Annotated in this window: 23 protein-coding genes and 1 riboswitch; of the genes, 9 read left to right on the plus strand and 14 right to left on the minus strand. The window is 58.1% G+C overall.

Annotation, left to right across the window (positions count from 1 at the left end; translation table 11 throughout):
• Positions 1-144 precede the first annotated feature (144 nt).
• Positions 145-1617, plus strand: coding sequence for a LuxR C-terminal-related transcriptional regulator (locus ACQ4N7_RS03290; protein ID WP_430710200.1), 1473 nt, complete (start codon positions 145-147; stop codon positions 1615-1617).
• Positions 1618-1713: 96 nt separating this feature from the next.
• Positions 1714-2016, plus strand: a complete 303-nt coding sequence (locus ACQ4N7_RS03295; RefSeq protein ID WP_430710201.1) for a hypothetical protein — start codon at positions 1714-1716, stop codon at positions 2014-2016.
• Between the two features lie 244 nt (positions 2017-2260).
• Here ACQ4N7_RS03295 and ACQ4N7_RS03300 read toward each other — a convergent pair whose 3' ends face one another.
• From ACQ4N7_RS03300 to thrB, 4 genes are all read right to left on the minus strand, one after another.
• Positions 2261-2854 carry a sulfite oxidase-like oxidoreductase gene (locus tag ACQ4N7_RS03300; protein WP_430710202.1) on the minus strand — a complete coding sequence of 198 codons (594 nt, stop codon included), beginning with the start codon at positions 2852-2854 and terminating at the stop codon, positions 2261-2263.
• Positions 2855-3082: 228 nt separating this feature from the next.
• Positions 3083-3235, minus strand: a complete 153-nt coding sequence (locus tag ACQ4N7_RS03305) for a transposase (RefSeq protein WP_430710203.1) — start codon at positions 3233-3235, stop codon at positions 3083-3085.
• A gap of 232 nt (positions 3236-3467) precedes the next feature.
• Positions 3468-5078: an NAD(P)H-quinone oxidoreductase subunit 4 gene (locus ACQ4N7_RS03310; protein ID WP_430710204.1), complete on the minus strand. Its 1611-nt coding sequence runs from the start codon at positions 5076-5078 to the stop codon at positions 3468-3470.
• A gap of 649 nt (positions 5079-5727) precedes the next feature.
• Positions 5728-6651, minus strand: a complete 924-nt coding sequence (gene thrB / locus ACQ4N7_RS03315) for a homoserine kinase (RefSeq protein WP_430710205.1) — start codon at positions 6649-6651, stop codon at positions 5728-5730.
• Positions 6652-6861: 210 nt separating this feature from the next.
• Here thrB and ACQ4N7_RS03320 point away from each other — a divergent pair, with 210 nt between their 5' ends.
• On the plus strand, positions 6862-7266 hold the full coding sequence (locus ACQ4N7_RS03320) for an S-layer homology domain-containing protein (protein WP_430710206.1): 405 nt from the start codon (positions 6862-6864) through the stop codon (positions 7264-7266).
• Between the two features lie 81 nt (positions 7267-7347).
• On the opposite strand, the gene thrS is transcribed toward ACQ4N7_RS03320, so the two are convergent.
• The gene (gene thrS, locus ACQ4N7_RS03325) at positions 7348-9171 is read right to left on the minus strand and encodes a threonine--tRNA ligase (protein ID WP_430710207.1); all 1824 of its coding nucleotides are present in this window, start codon (positions 9169-9171) and stop codon (positions 7348-7350) included.
• 334 nt (positions 9172-9505) lie between these two features.
• On the opposite strand from thrS, the gene ACQ4N7_RS03330 reads away from it, so the two are divergent.
• A complete protein-coding gene (locus ACQ4N7_RS03330; RefSeq protein ID WP_194058840.1) occupies positions 9506-9742 on the plus strand; it encodes a DUF4327 family protein in 237 nt (78 codons plus the stop codon).
• 90 nt (positions 9743-9832) lie between these two features.
• On the opposite strand, the gene ACQ4N7_RS03335 is transcribed toward ACQ4N7_RS03330, so the two are convergent.
• Positions 9833-11581 (minus strand): serine/threonine phosphatase, encoded by a 1749-nt coding sequence (locus ACQ4N7_RS03335; protein ID WP_430710208.1) that lies wholly within the window; start codon positions 11579-11581, stop codon positions 9833-9835.
• Positions 11582-11998: 417 nt separating this feature from the next.
• Positions 11999-12595 (minus strand): pseudouridine synthase, encoded by a 597-nt coding sequence (locus ACQ4N7_RS03340; protein WP_430710209.1) that lies wholly within the window; start codon positions 12593-12595, stop codon positions 11999-12001.
• A gap of 219 nt (positions 12596-12814) precedes the next feature.
• Between ACQ4N7_RS03340 and ACQ4N7_RS03345 the strand changes: the two genes are divergently transcribed.
• Positions 12815-13123 (plus strand): hypothetical protein, encoded by a 309-nt coding sequence (locus ACQ4N7_RS03345; protein ID WP_194023891.1) that lies wholly within the window; start codon positions 12815-12817, stop codon positions 13121-13123.
• A gap of 6 nt (positions 13124-13129) precedes the next feature.
• Here the strand turns inward: ACQ4N7_RS03345 and ACQ4N7_RS03350 are convergent, their stop codons facing one another.
• Complete coding sequence (locus ACQ4N7_RS03350) at positions 13130-14008, minus strand: tetratricopeptide repeat protein (protein WP_430710210.1); 879 nt, start codon at positions 14006-14008, stop codon at positions 13130-13132.
• A gap of 437 nt (positions 14009-14445) precedes the next feature.
• Here ACQ4N7_RS03350 and ACQ4N7_RS03355 point away from each other — a divergent pair, with 437 nt between their 5' ends.
• A complete protein-coding gene (locus tag ACQ4N7_RS03355) occupies positions 14446-15588 on the plus strand; it encodes a hypothetical protein (RefSeq protein ID WP_430710211.1) in 1143 nt (380 codons plus the stop codon).
• Positions 15589-15607: 19 nt separating this feature from the next.
• On the opposite strand, the gene ACQ4N7_RS03360 is transcribed toward ACQ4N7_RS03355, so the two are convergent.
• The 6 genes from ACQ4N7_RS03360 to ACQ4N7_RS03385 all read right to left on the minus strand — a co-directional run bounded on the left by ACQ4N7_RS03360 (position 15608) and on the right by ACQ4N7_RS03385 (position 22050).
• Positions 15608-16792 carry a homocysteine biosynthesis protein gene (locus tag ACQ4N7_RS03360; protein ID WP_430710212.1) on the minus strand — a complete coding sequence of 395 codons (1185 nt, stop codon included), beginning with the start codon at positions 16790-16792 and terminating at the stop codon, positions 15608-15610.
• A 67-nt stretch (positions 16793-16859) separates the two neighbouring features.
• Complete coding sequence (locus ACQ4N7_RS03365) at positions 16860-17111, minus strand: hypothetical protein (protein WP_430710213.1); 252 nt, start codon at positions 17109-17111, stop codon at positions 16860-16862.
• 4 nt (positions 17112-17115) lie between these two features.
• Positions 17116-18030, minus strand: a complete 915-nt coding sequence (prmA, locus tag ACQ4N7_RS03370; RefSeq protein ID WP_430710214.1) for a 50S ribosomal protein L11 methyltransferase — start codon at positions 18028-18030, stop codon at positions 17116-17118.
• 155 nt (positions 18031-18185) lie between these two features.
• Positions 18186-19766 carry a phosphoglycerate dehydrogenase gene (gene serA / locus ACQ4N7_RS03375; RefSeq protein WP_430710215.1) on the minus strand — a complete coding sequence of 527 codons (1581 nt, stop codon included), beginning with the start codon at positions 19764-19766 and terminating at the stop codon, positions 18186-18188.
• Between the two features lie 57 nt (positions 19767-19823).
• Positions 19824-21062, minus strand: a complete 1239-nt coding sequence (hemW, locus tag ACQ4N7_RS03380; RefSeq protein ID WP_430710216.1) for a radical SAM family heme chaperone HemW — start codon at positions 21060-21062, stop codon at positions 19824-19826.
• A gap of 211 nt (positions 21063-21273) precedes the next feature.
• Complete coding sequence (locus tag ACQ4N7_RS03385; protein WP_430710217.1) at positions 21274-22050, minus strand: MOSC domain-containing protein; 777 nt, start codon at positions 22048-22050, stop codon at positions 21274-21276.
• A gap of 270 nt (positions 22051-22320) precedes the next feature.
• Here ACQ4N7_RS03385 and cobM point away from each other — a divergent pair, with 270 nt between their 5' ends.
• The 3 genes from cobM to hypA all read left to right on the plus strand — a co-directional run bounded on the left by cobM (position 22321) and on the right by hypA (position 25285).
• Positions 22321-23241: a precorrin-4 C(11)-methyltransferase gene (gene cobM / locus ACQ4N7_RS03390; protein WP_430710218.1), complete on the plus strand. Its 921-nt coding sequence runs from the start codon at positions 22321-22323 to the stop codon at positions 23239-23241.
• A 131-nt stretch (positions 23242-23372) separates the two neighbouring features.
• Positions 23373-23484: riboswitch (guanidine-I (ykkC/yxkD leader) on the plus strand.
• A gap of 104 nt (positions 23485-23588) precedes the next feature.
• Entirely contained in the window at positions 23589-24782 is a 1194-nt protein-coding gene (speB, locus tag ACQ4N7_RS03395) for an agmatinase (RefSeq protein ID WP_430710219.1), read from the plus strand.
• Positions 24783-24919: 137 nt separating this feature from the next.
• Positions 24920-25285 carry a hydrogenase maturation nickel metallochaperone HypA gene (hypA, locus tag ACQ4N7_RS03400; RefSeq protein ID WP_430710220.1) on the plus strand — a complete coding sequence of 122 codons (366 nt, stop codon included), beginning with the start codon at positions 24920-24922 and terminating at the stop codon, positions 25283-25285.
• The last annotated feature ends 11 nt before the right edge of the window (positions 25286-25296 follow it).

The raw sequence follows: 25296 nt of genomic DNA on the forward strand, positions 1-25296 counted from the left end.
CTGGAATGAAACCAATCGCCTGAACCGCCGTCTAGAGGGCCTGAGCGGGATAGTTGGCGATAAAAGTACGCAGGCGTGTCAACGGATACAGAGTGTTGACCCGATTCAATTCACCCTATAGGCAGAGAAATGTCAGGAGACCTCGTGAGAGCTGCTCCCGCAGGCGTGGATAGCCCTAGCGTTAATTTGCCCAGCCAGGCCCGACTGCTGCTCGATTTGCAGCGGGTCAACAAAATCGCCCAGCGACTGTCGGGATGTCTTGAGGTCGAGACCATTGCCCGCATCGTTACCGATGGCCTGGTGCACCAGTTTGGCTGTGCCTTTGCCCGCATTTGGGTGGTCGAATCCGATACAACTATGCTGCGCCTGGTCGCATCGTCTGGGCTATACACCCACACTAATGGATCCTTTGCGAGGGTACCGATGGGAGCCTACAAGGTAGGTAAAATCGCTCAAAACCGGGTACCTTTTCTCAGCAATCGTCTGGCGGAAGAGGCCTGGGTCAAAGACCGCGACTGGGCGATCGCCAACAATATTCAAGGGTTTGCGGGCTATCCGCTGATGACGGGCGATCGCGTCATTGGCGTGCTGGCTACCTTTAGCCACGGCCCGATGGCCGCAGAATTTTTAGAAGTGCTGCAGGTGCTCTGCATGACGGCGACCATCGCCCTCGATGCCGCCCTTCAGATAGACGCTCGGCCAGCGGGGCGCAAAACCAGCCTAACCGCCCGCCCTACCCTATCTGACCAGCTGGCCCACCTGCTGACGACGACCACGATGGCCCTGGTCGGTACCGAAACGCCGCTGCTCGACTCGGTGAGCTACCTTTTTCTACGCCTCGGTGAGCTGCTCAATGAGTTTCACTGTGACTACGCCCGGCTGGTGTACGGAGCTACTGACGTTAGCCTGGAGGCGATCGTAGCCCTACCGGCTCAGGCGACTTTTGCCCAAGCTGGCTCTGTGGCGAGTCAGCCGCAAAATGCGGTCGGGCACTGGCGATCGCGCTGCCACCAGCTCCGATTTATGGCCACCTGCCTCGGGGGTAGCCTAGACACTGAACCCGGCCCTCAGCAGCAAATGGTGCAGCTCAGGCTGAAAGCACCCTACAGCAGCGAGGAGCCGGGCGACAACGTGAGCATTCAGTGCCGCGAAGCCCTGGTGCAGACAGCGCTTACCTGCCTGGCCTACCGCGCCGGGCTGACGGTGTGCGACCCCTCAGAGCCTGAGGCCGTCGTAATTACCGATAGCGAAACCGTGGCCAGGGTCGCCGATCGCGTGCTCTGGGTGCGGGTCACCGCCTCCAGCCCGCCTCCAGCCCAGGTTGCCGCCACTATTGACTGGGCCATCACCGCCGCCCAGCTGCGTCAGGTCGTGCGTCAGGTGCACACAGGGCAGCTAGTCGAGCCTGCCGTGGCCCCAGGCTCCCCTCGCCCCTCGGAGCGTGAGCGCGAAATTATGGCGCTATTGGCCCAGGGGCTGCGCGATCGCGACATTGCCACTCAGCTCTACATCAGCGAAAGTACAGTAAAATTCCACATCAATAACAGTCTTGCTAAGCTGCAAGCCAAGAATCGCTATCAGGCCGTCTACCAGGCTGCCGTTCATGGCTGGATTTAACCTTCCCGATGCGGTCGTTGTGTCTCAGCCCTCACCCACGATGGGTACAGTAAGCCTACAACCGCGCTCCATCGTCCTGTTAGGAATCTAAACCCAATGGATGATCTGACTAGCCTACTCATTCAAGTCTTAATTGCTCTGGCCTGCGCCTTTACAGCCAACCTGCTCATTCCTCGCCGGGTGCCCGGCAAACTCCTGGGCCTGGTGCTCATTGGCCTAGTGGGCGTGCTGGTGGGTCAGTGGGTCGCCAACTACTTGCTCCAGCAGTACAACTTCACCCTGCCCTTGCTCACCTGGAGTTTTCAGGGAGTGCCCCTGGTGCCGTCGATCATTGGCTCTGTCATTGTGCTTTACCTGGTAACGGCATTTCTTAGCTGGGGTCGCTACGGCAACCGCTAGGCCAACCAGGCACCGGCACTGGTTGACAGACCTATGACCCAGGGTTTCAGGTAGCGGGCTTGAGAAACCGTCGGCTACCTTATGTCACAGATTCATGCCATACCAATCGTCCATACCGCTAGCGCGGCCCCCCAAAAACAAGCACAGTCATAGCCGTCCCCTTCAACTTCGCTCAGGGAATGGCTATTTTTAGCCTAATTGTCCATGCCACATTCGCGATATAGACGATCAGGCTCAGGCCGTTCTAGCTGCTGTAGCGCTCTTCAGCCCAGGGCTCACCCCGATGATGGTAGCCGTTGCGCTCCCAAAAGCCGAGCGCAGGCTGCGCTAAAAACTCAATTCCATTAATCCACTTCGCGCTTTTCCAGGCGTAAAGGTGGGGCACGACCAGCCGCATGGGGCCACCGTGGTCGGGGGGCAGCGGCGCTCCCTCTAGGGTGTGGGCAAAGAAGTTTTCTGGTCGAGCGAAGTCGTCTAGGGCAAGGTTTGTGGTGTAGCCGCCATAGCAGTGCAGCATCACGTGGGTTGCAGCGGCATCAACCTCAAGCGGTGGCATCAGATCGGTAACGCGAATTCCCCGCCAGGTCACATCCAGCTTTGACCAGGTGGTAACGCAGTGAAAATCAGCGGTGAAGTCGGTTTGGGGCAGCGCCATCATATCGGCCCAGGTAAAGGTTTGAGGCGCAGCCAACCCGGTAATCGTCAAAGACCAGTCGGCCTGATCGACATGCGGGGTATCGCCGTAGGTCAGCACTGGAAAACCCTTGGCCAGGTGCTGCCCTGGTGGTACGCGATCGGCCAATTCTGGACCTGGTTTTTGAAAAAACTTACCGGCCATAAGGTACCTCGCGAGTTAGGGCAATCCTATTGTCGCTTAACTCCGTCTGGCCGAAAATGCCCATTGGGAAGGTTCAGAGCCTGATCCAACCGCTAGAACCCAATCAACCCCAAGTCATGAAACTCGGCACTGCTGAATAGAAGCATGAATTTGGGTCAGGGGAAATAGCCGTTTTCACCTGCACAATATATCGACTGCGCCTATTTCCATTGCTGATTCATGACAGTCTTAGGCAGCCAAATCGCGAATGAAGCGCTTGAGCCAGTGGCGCGATCGCACATCTACATAGGCTTTGCAGCGCGAGCATTGACGAATGCCTCGCACCCCAATGCGAAGCAGGTGTTGATTGTTGCAGTGAGGACATTGGTGGCGTTGAGTCATAGCTATTTCAGGAAAACCTGCACCGAAGCATTAAATACATAGCCTTAAGCGAGATCACCTCGGGGGTTGAGCCATCTCGATACGATCATTCTGGCGGGCTGTGCCCGCCTATCAAGAGTGCCCAGAGACAGTGTTTGAATTGTCTCTAAAGCCAGAACTATGCCCTTTAAAATAACTGCACTCTGACCGTGGTCAGAGTGCAGCAAATACCGGATGCACCAGCCTGTTTTGTTTAGTCGATCTCTGACCCAGCAGCAGTAGGCAGTTCAGCCACTGTCACCCGAGGAGCCACCATAATATGAGCGTAGAGCGGCGACGACTGCCCTGCGGCTAGCACGGTTGTTTGCACCTGGCTGGCAACCGCCACCGTTTTCGCATCGTAAACCTGAGTAGCCAGCTTAGGATACAGACCAATACCGATGATAGGCACTAGCAGACAGGCAGCTACAAAAGCTTCGCGAGGACGAATATCGAGAATGTTAGGTACCTTGGCGACGACCTGACCCGCATCGCCGTAGAAGATGCGGCGCAGCATGGAGAGCAGATAAATGGGCGACAGCACCACGCCAACCGCAGAGCCAATGATAATAACGGTCTTAAAGGCAGTGCTGTAAACGTCGCTGGTAGCCATGCCCAAGAACACCGCGATCTCGCTGACGAAGCCACTCATGCCGGGTAGAGCCAGCGAGCCCATAGATGCTGCCGTGAAAAAGGCAAAGGTGGTGGGCATTTTGCGCGCCATTCCGCCCATATCGTCCATATCGAGGGTGTGAGTGCGCTCGTAGGTCACCCCAGACAGGAAGAACATGACCGCCGCAATCAGGCCGTGGGAAATCATTTGCAGCATCGCGCCGCTCATGCCCAGGGTGGTGAAGGCCGAGCAGCCAATCAGCACAAAGCCCATGTGGGCTACCGACGAGTAGGCCATGCGACGCTTGAGGTTGTCTTGACCAAAGGCGGTCATAGAGGCGTAGATGACATTGACGACGCCCAGAATAGCCAGGAACGGCGCAAAGTAGAGATGGGCATCGGGCAGCATCTCAATGTTCATGCGGATGAGGCCATAGCCCGCCATCTTGAGCAGCACCCCAGCCAAAATCATCGATACAGCCGCAGGGGCTTCGCTGTGGGCATCGGGGAGCCAGGTGTGCAGCGGAAAGATAGGCAGCTTGACAGCAAAGGCGACCAAGAAAGCCGCGTACATGAGCAGCTGGAAGGGGAGGGAATAGTCTTTCTGAGCCAGTTCGGTCAGGTTGAAGGTGACGGTATCGCCATAGAAGGCCATCCCTAGGGCAGCAACCAGGATAAATATAGAGCCGATCGCGGTGTAGAGAATAAACTTAGTGGCGGCATAGTGGCGCTTTTGGCCACCCCAGATGGAGATCAGCAGGTACACAGGCACCAGCTCCAGCTCCCACATCAGGAAGAACATCACCAGATCCTGGGCCAAAAACACACCAACCTGAGCGCTGTACATGATCAGCAGCAGGCTGAAGTAAAGGCGAGGCCGACGAGTCACGTTCCACGAGGCCAGAATAGCCAGCGTTGTCACCAGACCACTCAATACAACCAGAGGCATGGCCAGGCCGTCGGCCCCCAGCGACCAGGTGAGGCCCACCTGGGGCACCCAGTTGTAGCGCTCAACCAGCTGTAACCCAGACTGGTTGAGGTCGTAGAAGTTAAAAAAGGTGTAGAGAATTAAAGAAAACTCGATGAAGCCAATCCCTAAGGCATACCAGCGCAGGGTTTGCCCATTGCGATCGGGCAGCACGGGTATAGGCAAGAGTGCCACTAGGGGCAGAATCACTAGGGTCGTCAGCCACGGAAATTGCTCGGTCAGCATGAGAATTCGCGTGAGTAATATTACAAAACAGCCAGTGCATGGGGTTCCGGTTTTGGCGTCTGACGTGAGGCGGACACACATCCCTTGGAGGGGCCATTCGTTGAGAAGGGCCTGCCTCTGCTGTTCGCGGCGGCCTGCCCAGGTCGGAGGACTTCAGCGAGCGAGTCGTTGCTTCAGAGACAAGACGAAGGAACCGGAGTGCAAGATTGATAGAGAGATATACCTATCTTTGCGCCCGTCCCCAGTATAGGAAACTTAATAAACATTTGATACGTAATTTCCGGCCAAAATCGCAAAAGATTGACATTAAAACGCCTGACATGAAGGCTGTGCAAGCGTTTGAGGTCGATCTCACCCTTTAATTAATTAAAGTGAGTACTCACATTTAGGTATGTCAATGCATCAAAATCTTAATTATTGCAACAGTCAGCCCACGCCCCCAGTATTTAGTGGCACGACTGCCGAGTGCCCTGGTTTTGGGCCTGTTTCTGCGATCGCGCCCGCCCCAAAACGACGCAGCTATGCGCCTCAGCCCTATCGGACAACCGAGTAGGAGCAAACAGTTGTTTGACCTCACGAGATACCTATCTCTGATTTGGGGATTTTGAATCTGGCTTCAGCGTCAAGATATCTGCAGACCGCCGCTGGCCTAGGCGGCTAGCGAGACGCTGGCTCCCTCTGTCTCTAGAGCCAGCACCTGAGCCGTTACCGACTGCCCGCTCTGTTGCCAGGCGGCGGCCATTGCATCACGTACCTGAACGGCAGCTTGAGCAGGGGCCAGGGCCAGCAGAGTAGGACCAGCGCCACTGATGACTAAACCATAGGCCCCGGCCTCGATCGCCGCTGTGGTTACGGTCTCATAACCAGAAATCAGGGTTTGACGATAGGGCTGGTGGATGCGATCGCCCATTGCAACCCGCAGCCAGTCACCCCGGCCCGTCTCCAGCCCCCGCAGCAGCAGCCCCAGGTGGGCGGTGTTAAAAATCGCGTCAGCGCGGCTGTAGGTGGCAGGCAGCACCTGGCGAGCCGCAGCGGTAGACAGTTCAAAATCTGGAATGGCAACGACAGGGGTAATCTCCTGATGCCAGGGGATAGGGCAGAGGGTGGAGGAACCGTCATCGTTGGCGACGGCGAGCTGACAGCCGCCTATCAGGGCCGGTACAACGTTGTCAGGGTGCCCTTCCAGGGCAATGGCCATCGCCACCAGGGCCGCCTGGTCGAGCGGCGACTCGCACAGCGCGTTGGCCCCCAGTAAACCACCGACAATGGCGGTTGACGAGCTGCCCAGGCCCCGCGCCAGGGGCACATCGAGGTCGATTGCGATCGCCACCGGCGGTACCGTCAATCCCCTCTGATCAAAGTAGCTGGCAAACGCCTTGTAGGCCAGGTTAGACCCATCGGTTGCGACCCGGTTGGCCTCTAGCCCCCGCACCTCGATTGCCACCTGCCCCGCGGCCGGGTCGAGCGTGAAGCGAAAGCGATTGTAGAGAGTGAGCGCTGCGCCTAAACAATCAAAGCCAGGGCCAATGTTGGCGGTGGTGGCAGGCACAGTCACAGACACAGATATAGGCACCGCAAAAGCCTCCGGCGGTTATTAAGACCATCAGGCCAAGGATAGTATCACTTTTTGAGGTTGACCTGGAGACACAACACAAGGCGACACACCTCAAGCGACATCTTCCTGCCCGTCTCTACAATGGGAGACAGGGAATAGTTTGAGAGACGTAGCATGACCCTTAAGTCACTGATTCGCGCTGCTTTAGGAATAGGTTTTGGAGCTGGGATGGGCGCGCTAGCAGCGATCGCCCCGGCCAGCGCCGAGCAAAATGCCGTCGATTCTACGGTTGAACCCGTTGCCCAGGAGCCCGTTGCCCAGGGGAACGAGGGCACGCTAGTGCTGCCCTTTACCGACGTATCGCCCGACCACTGGGCCTACGAAGCCTTGCTCAACCTGGCTGGCACCTACGGCTGCGTTAGCGGCTACCCCGACGGCACTTTTCGCGGCGAAACCGCCGTCACGCGCTACGAATTTGCCGCTGGTATGGATGCCTGCATGAGCGTAATCTCGAACCTGGCGCAGCAGCAACAGGCGGAACACGATCAGGCCGTACAGTCTCTGATCCAGTCTATGGAGCAATCCCTAGTCGAACTGCGGCAGCTTGAATCTGACCTGCCCGAAATACCCTAAAACGCAGGAGACCCCGATTTCTCTACCCGCCAGTCTCAAGAGACTATGTCGCAGGCAAGAAACCGGGGACCTGGGTACTTATCAGAAGTCTTCGCGGGCGGCGATCGCTCCAGCCACCCGTTCGATCACCTCAGTCACGGGCAGCGCCCCCAGTTCGCCCTGGGCACGGGTGCGAATGTTGAGAGCATTGGCCTCCAGCTCCTTCGCGCCGACCACGGCCATAATGGGCACCTTGGCCTTTTCGGCATTGCGCACCATCTTACCGAGGCGATCGCCGCTGGCATCTACCTCCACCCGTACGCCTTTGGCCAGCAGCTGATCGGCTACCAATTGAGCAAAACCCAGCTGCTCCTCAGTTACCGGCAGCAGGCGCATCTGCACCGGCGCTAGCCACAGCGGAAAGTCACCGGCATACTCCTCGATCAAAATGCCAATCAGCCGCTCCAGCGAACCAAACGGAGCGCGGTGAATCATCACCGGGCGCTGGCGCGAGCCGTCTTCGGCCACGTACTCCAGGTCAAAGCGCTCGGGCAGGTTGTAGTCAACCTGGACCGTGCCCAGCTGCCACTCGCGATCGAGGGCATCCCTAAAAATGAAGTCCAGCTTCGGCCCATAGAAAGCCGCCTCTCCCGGCGCTTCGAAATACTCCATGCCCAAGGTCTGCACGGCTCGCCGAATGGCCGTTTGAGACGCTTCCCAAACCTCATCACCGCCAATGTACTTGGTTGATTCAGGGTCTCGAAAGCTAAGCCGAGCCTTAAAGTTCTTGAGCTTCAGGCTGCGAAACACCGAGAGGATTAAATCCACCACTTTGAGAAACTCGTCGTCGAGCTGCTCAGGGCGCACAAACAGGTGAGAGTCATCCACCGTAAAGCCTCGCACCCGAGTCAGACCACCCAGCTCTCCCGACTGCTCGTAGCGATACACCGTACCAAACTCCGCCAGCCGCAGCGGCAGTTCTCGGTACGACCTGAGCTCGCTCTTATATATCTGGATATGAAAGGGGCAGTTCATGGGCTTCATGACAAAACCCTCCTCCAACCGGCGGGCCTCGTCATCGTCGGCCATCAGCGGAAACATGTCTTCCCGGTAGTTCTGCCAGTGGCCAGAGATCTTAAAGAGGTCTACGCGAGCGATGTGAGGGGTGACAACTCCCAGATAGCCCCGCTTGGTCTGCTCTTCTTTAAGAAATGTTTCTAACGTAGAGCGCAGTACCGTGCCCTTGGGCGTCCACAGCGGCAGGCCCGGTCCCACATCGTCAGCAAAAATAAACAGGCCCAGTTCCTTACCCAGCTTGCGGTGATCGCGGCGCTTGGCCTCTTCGCGGCGACGCTTGTACTCCTGCAGCTGCTCCGGCGTCTCCCAGGCGGTACCGTAAATGCGCTGGAGCTGGGCGCGGTTCTCGTCGCCGCGCCAGTAGGCCCCGGCCACACTCTCTAATTCAAACGCCTTGGGGTTGAGATCGGCGGTGCTGGCAACGTGGGGGCCAGCGCACAGGTCCCACCACTGGTCACCCAGGTGATAAAGAGTAATAGGATCCTTCAGATCCTGCAAAATTTCGAGCTTGTAGGGTTCTCCCAGGGCCTCAATGCGGCGCTGAGCCTCATCACGGCTAACGGTTTCCTCAACGACCGGCAGCCCCTTGTTGATGATTTTGATCATCTCCTTTTTAATCGCTTTCAGATCCTGCTCGGTGAAAGGCTCAGGGCTGTCGAAGTCGTAGTAGAAGCCATAGTCAATCGAGGGGCCAATGGTGACTTGGGCTTTAGGAAATAGAACCTGCACTGCCATCGCCATCACATGGGAGAAGGTGTGGCGAATACGCTTGAGGTCCTCTGACTCACTGGTGCGAGGTAGGGCAATGGGAGCGCTCGATTGAGGGGCAGACAAGTCAGTTTGAGCCATTGGTCAATGCTGAAGGCAAAATAAGGATTTGACCTCTAGTTTAGCGACTATTGGGTAAAGCCAAAGTCAAGCTAGCGATCGGGAGTACGGTTATCTACCCTTTGGCTAAGGAAATATCTGCCTCAACTGGCCGCTCGCTTAGGTACACTAAGGGAGTGATGACCCAGTGAATGATCCACAGCCATCACTTACAGGGCAAGTACAGTCTAGGATTGCGCCTTTGCATTCTTGTGCTATGCTGTGTTCCTGAATCCAGGGTTAATGCCTGCGCAAGTTTCAAGGGTGTGCAGATTCCCCCGGTTCAACGTTCTGAAGAGCTTTTTAAATCGAAAATATGACTGAAGCAATTGCCGACTTAGTTGTCGCTCACCCAATGGTGAAATTTCAGCGCCAAGTTGAGTCTTTAGTTAAGAAATCCAAAGTTGTAAGCCCCAGCGACCCCATTTGGAAAATCGCTTTCTTGTTTGGCGACGACTGGGCCCATTGGAAGCAAGAACTAGAAGAATTCGACTTTTCTACCCAAGATCCAATTCAAGAGCTGCTGGCGGTGCAGTCTTGGGAAGAGGATTAATTTAGAGGGTTACAGATGCTGGTTAGCTCAGCTCTAAACTCGCTTTAGCTAGCCAGCTCAAGCCCACCGTCGTGACTAGTCACCCTGTAACTAATCAACCATCGACGTCATGTCGGGCTGAAGCTTAATACGTACAAGAATGGTCGTGATATTGTCATGGCCATTTTTTTCGTTGGCCAAGTCAATAAGCTGGGCGGCACCGCTAGGCAGGTTAGCCTTAGAGCTCAGCAGATCGGCAATGTTGGAGTTGGCATGGCGCTCCAACAAGTCGTTATCGCTTAGCCCATCGGAACACAGCACTAGCAGGGTATCTTCGGTAATTTCGTGGTACGCAATGCTGGGTACCAAGTCTTCTTTACTCCTGGGCCCTAGGGCTTGAGTCAGCTGGTAGGCATCGGGACGGGCATAGGCCAGGGCTGGCTCTACACCCCGGTTGATTTCTCGCTGCCCCACCTCGTGATCGAGGGTCAGCTGCCGCAGACCTAGGCGTTTACTGTAGCTGTACAGGCGGCTGTCACCAACATGCACCACCGCCATGTCTAAGTTGTGTACCAGCACCATCACCAGGGTGGTGCCCATGCGACCGACCCCAGAGGTTGCGTTTGACTGGTTGATATCAAAAATGGCCTGGTTCGCAGCAACTACGGCCTGAGATAGGGTGTCTTGGTCGGGCAGACGATCGCCGCTCCAGTGCTGGGTTAAATACTCCCGCAGCGTGCGTACCGCTAGCTGGCTGGCCACTTCTCCCGAAGCGTGGCCGCCCATACCATCGCAAAGAATATAGAGCCCCTTAGCCCGCAGCACAGTGCCCTGGGGGCCGCCGACCTTGTGGAGCTGAGTTTGGGTAAAGAACCAGTCTTCGTTATGGCGGCGCTGCTGGCCCACGTGGCTTTGGCCGGCATCATCGAGGTGAGCCAGCTTCATGGGCAGTATCATCGTTGGGGCTTCGATCAGCCCGGTGCCATCGTCTTCCGGCAGTTCTTGGGTGTCAAAGGCTGTGTCAGGTTCTAGGTCACGGTCGTCGGCAACCGTTGGGCTGGCGATCGCCAGGTCAGACTCAGCAGCAGGGGCAAAACCATCCGCCTCAGCATCGTCAACCCACTGGGGAGCAGCACCTTCAAAGCCGGGCAGGGGGTAGTCTTGGGCAGCTTCGGCGAGGGTGTCTTGCACGTGCTTGATGTCGGTGACGGTGCCCTCTACCAAATCGTTGACCAGGGTTTGCACATTGAGAGGCAGCTCCTGTCCACGGCTGAGCATGGTTTGCCACATCTGCCCCAGCACCTGCAGCGGCAGGGGCGACTGACAACCAACGGCGTCGATTTGCGTGAGACAGAGCAGGCTGTTTTCATTCAGGGTTAACCGCGCGGGGTTAAGCAGGGTAGCCTGCCCCTGCCACGGAGCCAGAGCCTGCCACAGCAGCGTCGTTTCAAACAACCACTGAATATGCTGCAGCGGCTCATCGATCGCTATCCAGCCCATTGACAGAGGCAGCCAGATCGTTCGATCTTCAATCAGTAGGAGAGTGCGCTGGGGCGTTCGCCAGGCGTGGTGCAGCTCAGGAATGGCCGGAAAATAGTCGGCCTGCAGGGCCAGATAGGGATAGGCCTCAGGCGGCACCCCAGCCGCTAGAGGATGGGTGGTCGGATTGAGGGCAGGCGTTTCTAGCCAGGCCGACTGTAGTGACTGTAGCGGAGAGTTGGCCTCGGGCTGACAATCGATGACCATCAGGGGCGCGGCGCTGGCCGTCCCCAGCGGGGTAGGTGAGGCAATCAGCTGATAGCGGCGATCGCAGTCAAGGTAGCCGTCAAGGCCTAGCTCATCTGGGGCGATTGCCGTCATCCCTGGAGCAGGAATATCAATGACTCGCCAGCGCTGAAGTGTCTGGCCACACTGCTCGCAGGACCGCTGTGAATCGGGGTTTTCAAACTCACAAAAGGGGCAGGTTAGCATCCTAGCGGTGATCCAAAAGTAGTCCAGTCAGCCAGCATGTTGGGGCCATCACCCTAAGTAAGGTCAAAATTAAGCACTTCGCTGGAGGCTAAGACAGGCTTTTACACAACGGTTTGATCCACCCTACTGGTAAAACGGCGGGGGTATGGCATCTTTAAGTATGGCATGGGTAAACCCCAAAGCAGCCCTACCGCAAGCCCATGGTAGCCTACTGCCCCTGCCATAACATGCTTAAACCAGCGATTCTTGACTTAAACCAAAGCCAGCACTCAAAATCAGCTCACTGGGTAGCCGAGGGCATACCTTTTAAATTTGCAGTAGCCCCTGGCGTTCGTCGGCTGTAGCAGAACGCCACTGCCCCGGTTGTAGAGTACCCAGCTGCAGGTGAGCGATCGCCATCCGCACCAGCCGCAGGGTAGGGTGCCCCACCGCAGCCGTCATGCGCCGCACCTGACGGTTTTTGCCCTCCTGGAGGGTCATTTCTAGCCAGGCTGTTGGAATGCTCTGGCGAAAGCGAATGGGCGGGTCGCGCGGCGGCAGCTCCGGAGCGGTCGCGAGTTGTTTAACCTGGCAGGGCCGCGTGCGATAGCCCTTGATCGTCACCCCCTGGCGGAGCTGGGCCAGGGCGGCGGCAGACGGTACCTGCTCGACCTGCACCCAGTAGGTGCGGGGGTGGGCAAAGCGCGGGTCGCTGAGCCGATGCTGCACTCGACCGTGGTCGGTCAGCAGCATCAGCCCTTCGCTGTCGCGATCGAGACGCCCCACCGGGTAGACATCCGCCACCGGAACAAAGTCTTTGAGGGTAAGGCGAAGCTCAGTGGTAGAGGCGGGGGGCGTTTTGCCCTCGCTAAACTGGCTGAGTACGTTGTAGGGCTTGTAAAACAAGATGTACTGATACGCCATAGTGGCTACGGGTCACAGATAAGCAGGACGGGGTTGAAGCTGCCATCGCCCCACCGATCGCAGCTTCTGGAAATACAACTGCTGCGATCGCAGCATGAACCTCTGACTAAGCGCTGCAACATTTCATTGCAACTCTTGTGGAAATGTTGAGAAACTACAGCGGCCAGGGTCAGACCGATATGCTGAACTCTATAGGACTGATTGTGGCAGGACAACACCATGGAATTCGGGAATAAGTATCGCTTCGCTTGCACCCTCACCTTTGGCGACATCTATGGCCAAATTATTGCCTGGCTAGTGATTTTGTTTATTAGCCTAGCGGCATCTCTGGCCCTGATGGGTGCTCGACAGCCTGTGGTCGCCCTGGCTACCGTCGGGCTCATTTTGGTGCTGTCGCTGCCTTTTCTACTGTTTGCCTTTGTGACTACGTTGTTCAACCATATTGAGTTCGAGCCGGTAGAGTCTAGCCAGGCGGCCCCCAACCGCCCGGAGAGAACAGTGAGTTCTACCTCCCCGGCTCGCGCTTAAACGGCTCTATTCTGCCGCTTCGTCTGGGACAGGGGCTGGTTCTACGATGCCTGCATCCTCACCACTGGCCCCTGGCGCAGGCGCACCCTGGCTTGACATCTGCTCAATTTGATCTTTGAACTGAGCCGGAGCCAGCGCAGTGGCCTGCGTAAAGAGGGCCTGGGCGGTATCGGCGTCGCCCTGCTCTTGCAGGACCAGGGCCTTGGCCAGCACCGGACGAAAGTCTTCGGGAGCGGCTTCAATTGTCTCATCGTAAAGCGCAATGGCCTGGTCAGGATTATTGGCTTCCACATGCACCTGCGCCAGCAGCAGCTTTACGGACGTCGTGTCAATACCGGTTGCTGTTCCGTCTGACTGCAGCTGATCGGCGGTTTTAAGGGTATCTTGCAGCAGCCCAATGGCGGCCTGGGGACGTTCCTGCTGCACCAGCAGCACCGTTAACCCCTGTAGCGCGTTCATGTTGCCGGGCTGCTGGTCGAGCACCTGACGATAGGTTTGGGCCGCCCCTTCTAGGTCGCCCAGCTGCTGTTTGGTTTGAGCCAGCAGAACAGCGTAGTCGGGCACGCCTGGGTTGAGTTCGACCAGTTTTTCGAGGGGGCCAACCACCCCGTTAATATCGCCTAACTGAATGCGCGCATCGACCAGGCCCTGTAGGGCCGTTTGGTTTTCGGGCTCGCGCTCCAGCACCAGCTCATAGCCTCGGGCTTGAGCTTCTAGCTCGGCCTGCACGGCAGCGGGATCGGCGGTGGGGCTGGCATCGGGGGTGCTGCTGGCCCGGCGATTTTCATTGCTGCCCAAAATTGGCAGCAGCGACAGCGACAAAAAGGCCGCCAGAGCCAGGGTGAGAACAGTGCCAACCAGCCAGCGATTACGGTTTGCGGTCACGGGTTTACCTCATCAGGGAGCAGCGGAAATGCGATCCCCAAAGTCAGGGGCGATCGCAAACGTTATATAGTTTCAAACGAGTTGCAGGTAAATGATTCTAGCGCTTTGACCTGCGGCTAGAGCTGAGCCTCAGGGTCAGCCCCAGGATCCAGGGCTACAGTAGCAAAGAAGTTGGCAAAAAGCTCAGAAACAATACGGATTGCTAACCGTCAGCGATGGAAACTTAAGATAGCTGCTTTGGCCATTGGAGTAACTGCCTACAGGCTTTACTGCCCCAGATGTAAAGCTCTTGACAAGTTGCGTAAACCGCTTAAATATTTGCCCCGACCATGTATATGAGAAGGCGAATGTTACGCTAGGCTTACAGGCTAAGTCATGCGCGAAGTTACCGTTGCGCCAGGTGGCTAGTTCATGTTGAGAGGGAGATCGGTGGTGTCATGGGTTCTACAGAGCAAGACGCTTCTAAGAGCGACTTTAAAGCTGCTAAAGATGGCCTCGACCAGGGAACGGCACCTGCCGCCGAGCGGCCATCGCTAATGTCTCCTCCCCAGCGCCCGGTACGCCCGGTGCGCCCTGCTGCTGCCCCTGAGACTAAAACCAGCGTCACTAAGACGAGCGCAGCCAAAACGAGTGCGGTTGGTGTTAAGGCCGCGCCCAAAGCCTCAATGGCCGAGCCCGCTAGCCAAGCGGCCGTGGTCGAACCCCCTGCACCCGACCCTGCCGCCTATCGATATCAGCCCATTGCACCCCCCAGTGAACCCATGCAGTACCGGGCCATTGGTCTGGTACGAGGCACCTACGAACCCAGTGAAGCCGACCAGCTCAACCGGGGCAATCTCACCACCGAAGACGGTCACGTCATTGATTCGGTACTGCTGGGGCGCATTACCAGCCTAGTGAAAAAGCACATCGACCTGACTGTACCCCACCTGTGGGTGGTGTACCCTCGCACCCGCCGCGAACTGGATAACGACGACCAGGATTTGCACCTGCAAATTGTTGGCGTTTGGGAGCCTGAGACCTTAGGTTTGCCCGGAGAAGCACCCGGCAGCGAGGATAACGACACCGACGCAGCCGACGACACTCATAACGAGAAACCAGATCTTAAAGATCTGCCCCCCGTTGACGACAATTTCTTCTCGATTCGCGGCGAGGTGGTGAAGTATACGCCAGAAGATCAGTGTATTGCGGTCAAAATTTTGCAGGGGATAAAACGCACCCCAGGCTCGTCAAAGCCGTTTAAGCTGCTGCTGCACGGCACCATTGAGGGGCGTACGGTCGGTTATTTTTGGGACTTTAAAGTCAGGCGTGAAGCGAAAGTGTTGGTGCTGAGCGAGGCGACAATGGTGGGCATTGTACCGCCCAAAAAGCGCGCCAAGGGCAGCGGTGGCGGCAGCGGTCCGCGACGCGGCGGCAGGCCGAACATGCGCGGTGGTCCTGGCGGCAGCAGACCACCAATGCCCAGCCGTCGCCCTGCGGGAGTCAAAGGCAGCGATACGGATACTCGTTCTGAGTCGCCCGAGCGCCCTGCAAGTCGCCCCAAAAAGCGCGAGAGCAGCCCCGATTCATTCCCCGAATAGGCGAACCTCAACGGTCGGCTTAGCCGCCCAGCGCATCCTGGGGTAAAAACGCTCGGTCTTGGGGAAGAGGCGCTACGGGTGCCGCCAGCTCAAATTGCCCCCCCTCTATCCAGGCTTTAAGCTCATTGGCAACCTGGCGGGCTAAGAAAACGCTGGCCAGTGGTGCCGTGCGCACGGGCTGCCCTTCGATGACAATGCTGCCCGACTTGAGCTGAGCATAGCTAACCAGCCCGAAGGTGGGCCGCACCCGACGAGGAATGGAAAAATCCATCACCGGAGCCACAATATCGGCGTCCTGCACGGCGCAGTGAGCCGCCACCTGCTCGTTCAAAACGGGGATGGGTACGCCCACGCCCAGCATGAGAGATGGACCATAGCCTTTGAAATAACAGCCCCGCACCCACTCGGGGCGCATTTGTTTGGCGTCGCCGATTAGCGCCAGCGTCGCCGCCGGGCCAATGGGGGTGCGATTGGGCAACCGCCGCTGCAGCGGAAAGTGCTGGGTGCCTTCCCAGGCAATGTAGCCAACGCCGCCACCAAAGAAAATGCGGCTGCCGATGCCGATGGCCTCCAGATCGGGGTCATTCAGCAAGGGCGACAGCGCCCCCGGATTGGCGTAGACGGCATTGCCCAGGCGCGGCTGCAGCGGACCGAGGTAGGTGGAGAGGGTGCGATCGCCCCCATTCACCCCAACGATAAAGTTTTGATACAGTCCTCGGGGGCTGAACAGGTAGAACTGGTTGATCGTATCGCGGGTAATGGTGGTTTCGAGCGCGGTGCGGGGGTAGCAGTCGGTACCGTGCCCCGTTGCCTGTAGCGGCACGCTGCGCCCCGCAATCAGGTCGGCAATCACGTGGCCGCCACCGTGCTCGCGCACGGCTTCGGGGTCACCCAGGTCAGCACTGCGGCCGGCCACGGCGGGCTGGCTCGCCCCCAGGCACACATCCACCGCGCCAAAGCCAGCGTAGGCGGGTACCCCATCGAGGTAGCACTCTAGCAGCTTGATGGGCGGGTCGGTGTGGCCCAAGTTGAGCATCGCCCCCGACGACTCCATCGGCTCAAAGGTGCCTGTGACAACGACATCCACGGCAGCGGCGGCGGCGGCAACGCCCTGCTCTTTAGCGTGAGCTTTGAAGGCTTCGGCGGTTTGCACCACCGCTTTACCCTGGCGAATTTTGTCGTTAATGCCGTCGATGGTGCGCATGGGCTGAGCCTAGGAGTTATACCAAATCCTGAACGCACAGGCTGTAGGGGCGTAGCATGCTACGCCCCTACGGAGTTCCTGATTGTGAATCGGGTTCTACTAAATCGGATTTCGGATTAGAGCTGCGCCGCAGCCAGAATAGGCTGCCCATCAGCACCGAAGGGGCCAGCAGTAGGGCTATGACAACTGCCAGAGCCGAGCTATTTTGCCCTGGAGGAAAGTAGACCAGCAGCGGCGGCAGCGCATACTTAATGAAGGCCGCAATGCCCCCCGAGAGCGCAATGACTTTAGCCACAAAGCTGAGATTTGAGGAATCCATAGGCCTAGAGCTGTGATCCCTCCGGCGATCGCCGCACGTTGAGACAGCACCACTCCTGCCGTCGCCAGAGAGTGGCCACCACCCAGCCGTGCTGCTCTAGGGTATCGGCCACCAGCTTCGACTGATCGAGCAGAATGCCGCTGAGAATGCCCCAGCCGTCAGCGGTGACAATGGTGTGCATCTGAGGGATGAGGTCCATAATTACCTCGGCCAGAATGTTGCACACAATGCCATCGACCGGGGCATCGATCGCCTGGGCGATCGCATCCAGACTGCCGTGGATGAGCGGCAGCTGCTCCTCAGTCAGGCCGTTGAGGGCGCGGTTGCCTACGGCTGAGTGCACCGCCAAGTCGTCAACATCTGCCGCGTAGGCTTTTTTTGCCCCCAGCAGCAGCGCCCCAATCGAAAGAATGCCAGACCCGCAGCCAATGTCGGCAATGGTGACGTCGGTTTTTTCGTAGGTGAGCCGCATTTCCAGCGACTCCAGGCAGAGCTGAGTGGTGGGGTGGTTACCAGTGCCAAAGGCTACCCCTGGGTCGAGGCGCAGCACTAGCCGATCGTTGTCGGCGGGTGGCTCTAGCCAGGCGGGGGTGATCAAAAAGCGATCGCCAATCGGCTCGGGCTGCCAGTGGTCTTTCCAGCTTTTTGACCAGTCTTCTTCATCGATCAGATGCCAGCTAATGCGGGGCAGCACCAGGTCGCTGCACAACGCATCTTGCTTAATCAGCAGCGCCAGAGCCGATAAATCGAGTAGTTCTAGCCGATGCTGCGGAAAATAGGCCTGAACCACACAGGACGAGCCCCGCTGCTGGGTTGAGGTACCCTGGCTGCCAAAGCTGTCGAACCGCCAGAAGACCGTATCTTCTAGAGCCGGATCGCACAGTACTTTTACTTCCCACCAGGTGTTGACTACGGCCATCTAGGGGCTGCCTCGCAACGATTAAACTTAGGCTAACGCGCCATCTCTGCTCTCTGCGGTTCTGACCGTAATCCTGTAGGGTGGGCGCGGCCCACCATCGCTGTGCGGCAAAGGCCAAGCGCTGTTGCCGCACCCATCCTACAGAGTTCTTGAAACTAAAGGTTCACTGTATAGGCATCGCGAATGCCCGGCACCTTCAAGATCTCATCCAAAATGCCCTCTGGCAGAGGGTCATCGAGGCTGAGCGCCATCACCGCGTCACCGCGCACAATTTTGCGGCCCACCTGCATACTAGCGATGTTGACGTTAAAGCTGCCCAGCAGCGAGCCAATTTTGCCGATAATACCTGGCATGTCGCGGTGCAGGGTAAACAGCATATGCTGAGTCGGCGGCACGTTGATGGGAAACTCATCGATATCGGTGACGCGAATTTCGCTGCCCCCCAACAGCACCCCAGTCACCGAATGTTCGCCCAGGTTGCCTTTAGCAGAGAGATTCAGAGATCCGGTGTAGTCGCGAATGTCGGCATCGCGAGTTTCGATCACGTGGATGCCGCGCTCTTTGGCCTCAATGGAGGCATTGACGTAGTTGACCCGCTCCTGCAGCGCGTGGGAGAGCAAGCCCTTCAGCGCCGCCACCATGATCGGCTGCGTGTCGCCCCCGGCAATGTCGCCCTGCAGGCGCACGGTCAGCTCTTCGACTCGACCACCGGCTAGCTGCCCCACCAGGTTGCCCAGGGTCTCAGCCAGCTGTAGGTAGGGGCGCAGCTTTTGCATCACCTCGGGGCGCAGACCAGGAATATTCACCGCTGATCGCGCCGGTAGCCCCAGCAGCACGTCGCGAATTTGCTCCGCCACATCGATGGCCACATTCACCTGAGCTTCTTCGGTAGACGCACCCAGGTGCGGGGTGAGAATGACCGCCTTGTCCAGGTCGCACAGTTCTGACTCGCCTAACGGCTCAGATTCGTACACATCCAGCGCCGCGCCGCCAATGGTGCCCTCTCGCAGCGCCTTGGCCAGAGCCGCCTCATCAATGATGCCGCCGCGAGCGCAGTTGATAATGCGCACGGTGGGCTTCATCGTGGCCAGGGCTTTTTCGTCCACCAGGTGGGTGGTTTCGGGGGTTTTGGGCAGGTGCAGGGTGATGTAGTCGGCCTCCCGAAAGAGCAGGTCAAGATCGACCAGGCGACAGCCCAGCTGCTCGGCGCGATCGGCAGAGATAAAGGGGTCGTAGGCCAGCAGCTTCATGCCCATGGCCCGCGCCACGGTAGCCACATGGGAGCCAATTTTGCCCAGACCCACCACGCCCAGGGTTTTCTTGTAGATTTCGACCCCGGTAAAGTCTTTGCGCTTCCACTCACCCGATTTCACCGAGCGATCGGCGCTGGGAATGTAGCGCGACATCGCCATCATCATCGCCAGGGCATGCTCAGCCGCCGCAATGGTGTTGCCCTCGGGCGAGTTGACCACCACAATGCCGCGTCGGGTGGCTTCGGGTACATCAACGTTATCGACCCCAACCCCGGCCCGACCAATAATCTTCAGGTTCTGACCCGCCTGAATGACCTCCTTGGTGACCTTGGTGCCAGAGCGAATCATCAGCGCGTCGTATTCGCCGATGGCCGCCACGAGTTCCTCAGGCGACAGGCTGGTGTTGACATCGACCTGAGCAACCTGGGAGAGAATGTCGAGACCCGCTTGATCGATAGGGTCGGAAACGAGAACCTTGGGCATGGGTCAGCCATAAAAATGTCACAGGGATCTACTTTACTGCAAAGACGGAGCGGGGCATTAGTGTGGAGAGTACTCTTGCCAGTCTTCGATCGCCCGAAAGCAGTCAGACAGCACGACGTTCGAGAACAGAAATCCTTCGGGATCGCTGAGGCGCAGGCACTGGAGGGTATCCCAGGTGTCGCCTTCCAGGATGACCCAACCCTGGTCGATATGAGGGTTGAGGGCGGTGCGAAGGGTGGCCCAGGTGGCAGAATTGCAGAGCGATCGCACCTCATCCCCGCCGATCCCCTGCTTTAGCCGCAGCCCTACCATCAGCCGATCGAGCAGCTGCTCCATTGGGGGCGTCGGCGGCTCACGGTAGATTCCTTCGGTAGCCTGAAAGGCTTTTACCCATTCCGCGTAGGTCGCAAGCGTTCTGGGACGACCGACGCGCTGGTGCTGGGTGTAGCTGGTCGCCCCCAGGCCAAAGCCGTAGTAGGGCTGATTGCGCCAGTAAGTCAGGTTGTGCTGACATTGGTGCCCTGACTGGGCATAGTTTGAGACTTCGTAGTGGTCATACCCGTGGGTGGTGAGGAATTTTTGGGCGCGTCGGTACATGGCCGCCGTTTGCTCGTCGGTAGGCAGAGGCGCATCGCCGGGCTGGTAGCGCCTGGCGAAGACGGTTTGGGGTTCTACTGTCAGGTCGTAGACCGACAGGTGGTGGGGATGCAGCGCCACAGCTTTGTGCAGCCCGGTTTCCCAGCCGACCAGGGTTTGGTGGGGCAGCCCAGAGATTAGATCCAGGCTCCAGTTGGGCATAGCGACCTGGTGCAGCCAATCGACGGAACGCAACACATCGGCAACGCGGTGGTAGCGCCCGCTGCTTTCGAGTAGGGCATCGTCTAGCGCCTGCACGCCCAGGCTGATGCGGTTGATGCCAGCGGCTAGATAACCCTGTAAATGTTCCAGATCGAAGGTGCCTGGGTCCATCTCCATCGAGATTTCGGCTGTGGGGGCAATGCCGAAGTGGCGATCGAGCTGGGTGAGAATGTGCTCAAGCTGGGAAACGGCGAGCAAAGAGGGAGTACCGCCGCCAAAGAATACGGTTTGCAGCGGCTGCTCATTTAGCTTTGGGGTCGCTGCAATTTCTGCACAGAGCACGTCCACATAGCGCTCGACGGTACCTGAGGTCTCGCCCCGCCGCTGGTTGCCCAGTACCGAGATGGGGAAGTCGCAATAGAAGCAGCGGCGACGGCAGAAGGGGATGTGAACATAGGCGGAGGCGGGAGACTTGAGCTGTGTATGACTGCTTGTCATAGCCCGTACCTCGAAGCGAGAGGCCGGGATTTGCAGCCAGATCTACCGCTGGGGACATTTCGATTGTCCCCAGACCCCCTCGACCAGGGGCGTTCCGCCGCCCTGGACCCGACGGACGTATTAGGCTGTGGGCGGCATGTCGCGCTTCGCATCGGTCTCAGCTTGTAGGTGATCGGTGGAGACATACCCTATGTAGTGGTCCAGGCGTATATCAGATCACGCTAACACCATCTCCAACGTTGAGGCGTTTGCCCCCCTGACTAGCGATGTTGGTATTAACCGCCAGCTTGTAGAAGTGGTTAAATCGCTGGGGCGGTGCCCAGTCTGGCAACGCGGCTGTTCGCTGCTGGATAAAGGTCTTTTGAAAGCCAGGGGTAGCCTCTCCGGTGAGCGCATCGCGGGTAGGCACAATGCAGCGCTGGCAGGGGTTGATGCCCGCCAGCACCACATCGCCAATGGTGAATTGGACAGGGCTACCATCGGCGCTAAAGAGCTGATCTTCCCAGAAGGGGGGAACGCCATCGATCTCAAGGTTGGTGCGAAAGCGACGGCGGCTTTCCTCCAGGGTAATGTCGTACCAATCGGCGACAGCCTGCAATGAGGCGGTGCTGACCACCGTTGGCCCTACCGCTTGAGTATCGTCTGGAAAGCCCAACTCGCAGTTTTCTTGCAGGGTGATGGGCTGCTGAAAGTAGTCGGCTAGCCAGGTTTCGAGTTCTAGACGCTGCTGCTGGAGATGAAACGACGATGGAGAATCGTTGCCAGCGCTCGCCAGCGTGATCCACTCCCCATCCTTAGAAAAAGTCGATCGCAGCTGATGAATAACGGCATTGCGCTTGCCGTTGATGACGTGGCCCTGGCTATCGAAGAGAGCGTAGGTGCGATCGCCCGCCAGCGCTCCACTGCCCAGCACCGTTGCCTCAGCCACCGAAACCCCATCCAGCGACTTGACCGGAAAAATATCAATGCGAGCTAAATAAGGCCTCATTTGCCCCTGCAACCTCGCCAATCGATGCCTCAGCCATCATAATCGCCCAAAATCCAAAATCTAAATTCCAAAATTAGCCTCACCACCATTCCCTGTAGCAAAAAAAAAGACCCCCGAGTTAGCTATCCTCAGGGGTCCGAATCAGGGTGCATCTACCGTTCCCATCTCCTGAGACGGCAGCCAAATTCCGGGGAAATACCCAGGGTTCACGGATACTTGAAACAAAGTGGCTATGATCTGGGGGCTGTGTGAATTGTTGACATTTGCTCTATGGCTAGCCCTGTGACTTCCCCTAAAATCCAAGATTTTCCTGCGGGCACCTCCTCGCAGGTCGCGCCCCTGGCACCAGGGGTCTATATTGTTGGAGCCGGGCCGGGCGACCCAGAATTGTTGACCGTGAAAGCCCAGCGGTTGCTCAGTCAGGCGGATGTCATTCTCTACGCCAACTCTCTGGTACCCCAGCAAATTTTGGCCTGGGCTCGTCCCGATGCCGAGCGCATTGGCACCGCGACCATGACCCTGGAGAGCATTCTGCCGCTGATGATTGAGCGCGTACGGGCAGGGAAATCGGTCATTCGGCTACAGTCGGGCGATCCTAGCCTGTACAGCGCTATTCATGAGCAAATTCAGGCGCTGGCAGAGGCAGAGGTGCCCTTTGAGGTCGTTCCGGGGATCAGCGCCTACCAGGCAGCGGCGGCCAAGCTGAACGCCGAACTAACTATTCCGGGGCTGGTGCAGTCGATTATTCTCACCCGCATCAGCGGGCGCACCCAGGTGCCCGAGTCCGAGGACTTAGCTTCCCTTGCCGCCCACAAGACTAGCCTCTGCCTCTACCTCAGCGCCCGCCATGTAGAAGAATCCCAGGAACAGCTGTTAAAGCACTACGAGCCGGATACTCCGGTGGCGATTTGCTTTCGCGTCGGCTGGCCTGATGAGCAGATCGTTGTCGTCCCCCTGTCAGAGATAGCTAAGACCACCCGCGATCGCGACCTGATTCGCACCACGCTCTACGTCATCAGCCCGGCGCTGCGGGGGCAAAAGGTCAGGTCGCGCCTCTATAACCCCGAGCACACCCACCTGTTTCGGCCCCGTGGTTCTGCTGGCTTCGACTCCGCTCAGCCAACGGAACTCGACTCCGCTCAGGGAGCGGAGTCGAAGGGAGCCTCAACCACAGCTGGCAACAGAATTTGAATCTGCTCCGTGAGCGGAGTCAAAGGGAGCCTCAACCACGGCTGGCGAAAGAACCTGGCTCCGTTTTCTGAGCGTAGCTGAAGCAAGCCTTGACCAGAGCTGGTTCTAGGCTTAGAGTAGGCTAATTAAAAAATTTGAGCCTCTAGGGTTCCGGCTTGGCTGTAGGGCTAAGCGGCTGGTCCAAGAGAGGCAGGTTGGTGGTTGAAATCGCTAACTACACGGCGGGATAAAAGCCCGGGAGATCCAGAGAGGTTGAGGCTTCAACGTCTAGGTTTCCTGGGCTTTTCAGCTTCTTTGTTTAAGACTGCGATTTACTTGGCATACTGCACCCCTGCGAGGCTCGACCCATGACTGAATCTGCTAACGATCCCGTATTTCAAAGCCCTAACGGCCAATCTTCTGAGGCCCAGCGCGCCCTGGAGATGGAAGCCCGCCTGCCGATGACGGGCTGGCAGCAGGAGGTCTCCCAGGGGCTGGAGTACGGCCTGGAGGCGGCAGAGAGCATTCGCGATCGCACCATCCCGACCTTCTCTCGCGGCGAGCTGCCCCACTACGCGGGCATCAACACCTTTCTCAAAGCGCCCTACGTCGAAGACGTGCGCCGGGTAGGTGAGTACGATGTCGCGATCGTCGGCATTCCTCACGACAGCGGCACTACCTATCGCCCCGGCACTCGCTTTGGCCCCCAGGGCATTCGCCGCATTTCGGCCCTCTACACCCCCTACAACTTCGAGCTGGGGGTCGACCTACGCGAAAATATCACCCTCTGCGATGTCGGCGACGTGTTCACCATTCCAGCCAACAACGAGAAGTCGTTTGACCAAATTTCTAAAGGCGTGGCCCACGTATTTGCCTCCGGCGCATTCCCAATTCTGCTGGGCGGCGACCACTCCATCGGCTTCCCCACGGTGCGGGGCATCTGCCGCCACCTGGGCGACAAAAAAGTGGGCATCATCCACTTCGATCGCCACGTCGATACTCAGGAGACCGACCTGGATGAGCGCATGCACACCTGTCCCTGGTTCCACGCCACCAATATGGCCAACGCCCCGGCCAAAAACCTGGTGCAGCTGGGCATCGGCGGCTGGCAGGTGCCCCGCCAGGGGGTGAAGGTGTGCCGCGAGCGGGCCACTAACATTCTCACCGTCACCGACATCACCGAAATGGGGTTGGATGCAGCAGCCGACTTTGCGATCGCCCGCGCCACCGACGGCACCGACTGCGTCTGGATCAGCTTCGACATCGACTGCATCGACGCGGGCTTTGTACCCGGCACCGGCTGGCCCGAACCCGGCGGTCTGCTGCCCCGCGAAGCCCTCTACCTGCTCAAGCGCATCGTGCAAGAGACTACCGTCTGCGGCATTGAAGTGGTGGAAGTGTCGCCTCCCTACGATGTCAGCGACATGACGGCGCTGATGGCCACCCGCGTGATCTGCGACACTATGGCCCACTTGGTGAAATCGGGCCAGCTACCCCGCCGCGAGAAGCCGTCGTACATTCACGAAGAGGCGAACATGAATGTTGATGAGCCGTGGCAGTAGGTGAACTAACTCTAGCGTCAATGGTCCAGTAGGTAAGGAAGATGAGGTGCTGAGAATGGTGAGGTGACAGAAAGCAGCCCTATCCATCTTCCCCATTGCCTCATCTTCCCCGTCTCCTCACTCTTCACTTCCCTGTTATGCACGAAACTGACATGACTAAGGCGCTGATTCTCACCGTGCGCGACTGGTGGGAAGCTCAGCCGGGGCAGCCTGCGATTGAGAAAGTTCACCTGACCGTGGGTAAGTTTACCTGCGTAGAGCCGGTGGGCCTGCAGTTTGCCTTTGAGGTGCAGACCAAGGGCACGTTTTTGGACGGAGCCGAGCTGGTGATTAACGAAACGCCGCTGATTGCCTACTGCCACGACTGCCAGAGCGAGTATCGGCCCGAAATTGGCCTACAGTACGCCTGCCCCACCTGCAAGTCACCGATGGGCGACATTCGCTCAGGGCGCGAGCTGAAAATCGATCGGGTAGAGTATGCAGGAGCGATCGCCCAACCGTAGGGTGCATAGCG

Origin of the sequence: Nodosilinea sp. AN01ver1 (assembly GCF_050565655.1) — a bacterium.
In the GTDB taxonomy this organism is placed as follows: Bacteria; Cyanobacteriota; Cyanobacteriia; order Phormidesmidales; family Phormidesmidaceae; genus Nodosilinea.

Coding starts and splice junctions, on each gene's coding strand:
- speB (WP_430710219.1), top strand. CDS start 23,589: ATGACTGAATCTGCTAACGATCCCGTATTTCAAAGCCCTAACGGCCAA.
- ACQ4N7_RS03320 (WP_430710206.1), top strand. CDS start 6,862: ATGGGCGCGCTAGCAGCGATCGCCCCGGCCAGCGCCGAGCAAAATGCC.
- thrS (WP_430710207.1), bottom strand. CDS start 9,171: ATGGCTCAAACTGACTTGTCTGCCCCTCAATCGAGCGCTCCCATTGCC.
- ACQ4N7_RS03335 (WP_430710208.1), bottom strand. CDS start 11,581: ATGACGGCAATCGCCCCAGATGAGCTAGGCCTTGACGGCTACCTTGAC.
- ACQ4N7_RS03305 (WP_430710203.1), bottom strand. CDS start 3,235: ATGACTCAACGCCACCAATGTCCTCACTGCAACAATCAACACCTGCTT.
- ACQ4N7_RS03365 (WP_430710213.1), bottom strand. CDS start 17,111: ATGGATTCCTCAAATCTCAGCTTTGTGGCTAAAGTCATTGCGCTCTCG.
- hypA (WP_430710220.1), top strand. CDS start 24,920: ATGCACGAAACTGACATGACTAAGGCGCTGATTCTCACCGTGCGCGAC.
- ACQ4N7_RS03340 (WP_430710209.1), bottom strand. CDS start 12,595: ATGGCGTATCAGTACATCTTGTTTTACAAGCCCTACAACGTACTCAGC.
- ACQ4N7_RS03355 (WP_430710211.1), top strand. CDS start 14,446: ATGGGTTCTACAGAGCAAGACGCTTCTAAGAGCGACTTTAAAGCTGCT.
- hemW (WP_430710216.1), bottom strand. CDS start 21,062: ATGACAAGCAGTCATACACAGCTCAAGTCTCCCGCCTCCGCCTATGTT.
- cobM (WP_430710218.1), top strand. CDS start 22,321: ATGGCTAGCCCTGTGACTTCCCCTAAAATCCAAGATTTTCCTGCGGGC.
- ACQ4N7_RS03385 (WP_430710217.1), bottom strand. CDS start 22,050: ATGAGGCCTTATTTAGCTCGCATTGATATTTTTCCGGTCAAGTCGCTG.
- ACQ4N7_RS03310 (WP_430710204.1), bottom strand. CDS start 5,078: ATGCTGACCGAGCAATTTCCGTGGCTGACGACCCTAGTGATTCTGCCC.
- ACQ4N7_RS03295 (WP_430710201.1), top strand. CDS start 1,714: ATGGATGATCTGACTAGCCTACTCATTCAAGTCTTAATTGCTCTGGCC.
- serA (WP_430710215.1), bottom strand. CDS start 19,766: ATGCCCAAGGTTCTCGTTTCCGACCCTATCGATCAAGCGGGTCTCGAC.
- prmA (WP_430710214.1), bottom strand. CDS start 18,030: ATGGCCGTAGTCAACACCTGGTGGGAAGTAAAAGTACTGTGCGATCCG.
- ACQ4N7_RS03330 (WP_194058840.1), top strand. CDS start 9,506: ATGACTGAAGCAATTGCCGACTTAGTTGTCGCTCACCCAATGGTGAAA.
- ACQ4N7_RS03345 (WP_194023891.1), top strand. CDS start 12,815: ATGGAATTCGGGAATAAGTATCGCTTCGCTTGCACCCTCACCTTTGGC.
- ACQ4N7_RS03360 (WP_430710212.1), bottom strand. CDS start 16,792: ATGCGCACCATCGACGGCATTAACGACAAAATTCGCCAGGGTAAAGCG.
- ACQ4N7_RS03300 (WP_430710202.1), bottom strand. CDS start 2,854: ATGGCCGGTAAGTTTTTTCAAAAACCAGGTCCAGAATTGGCCGATCGC.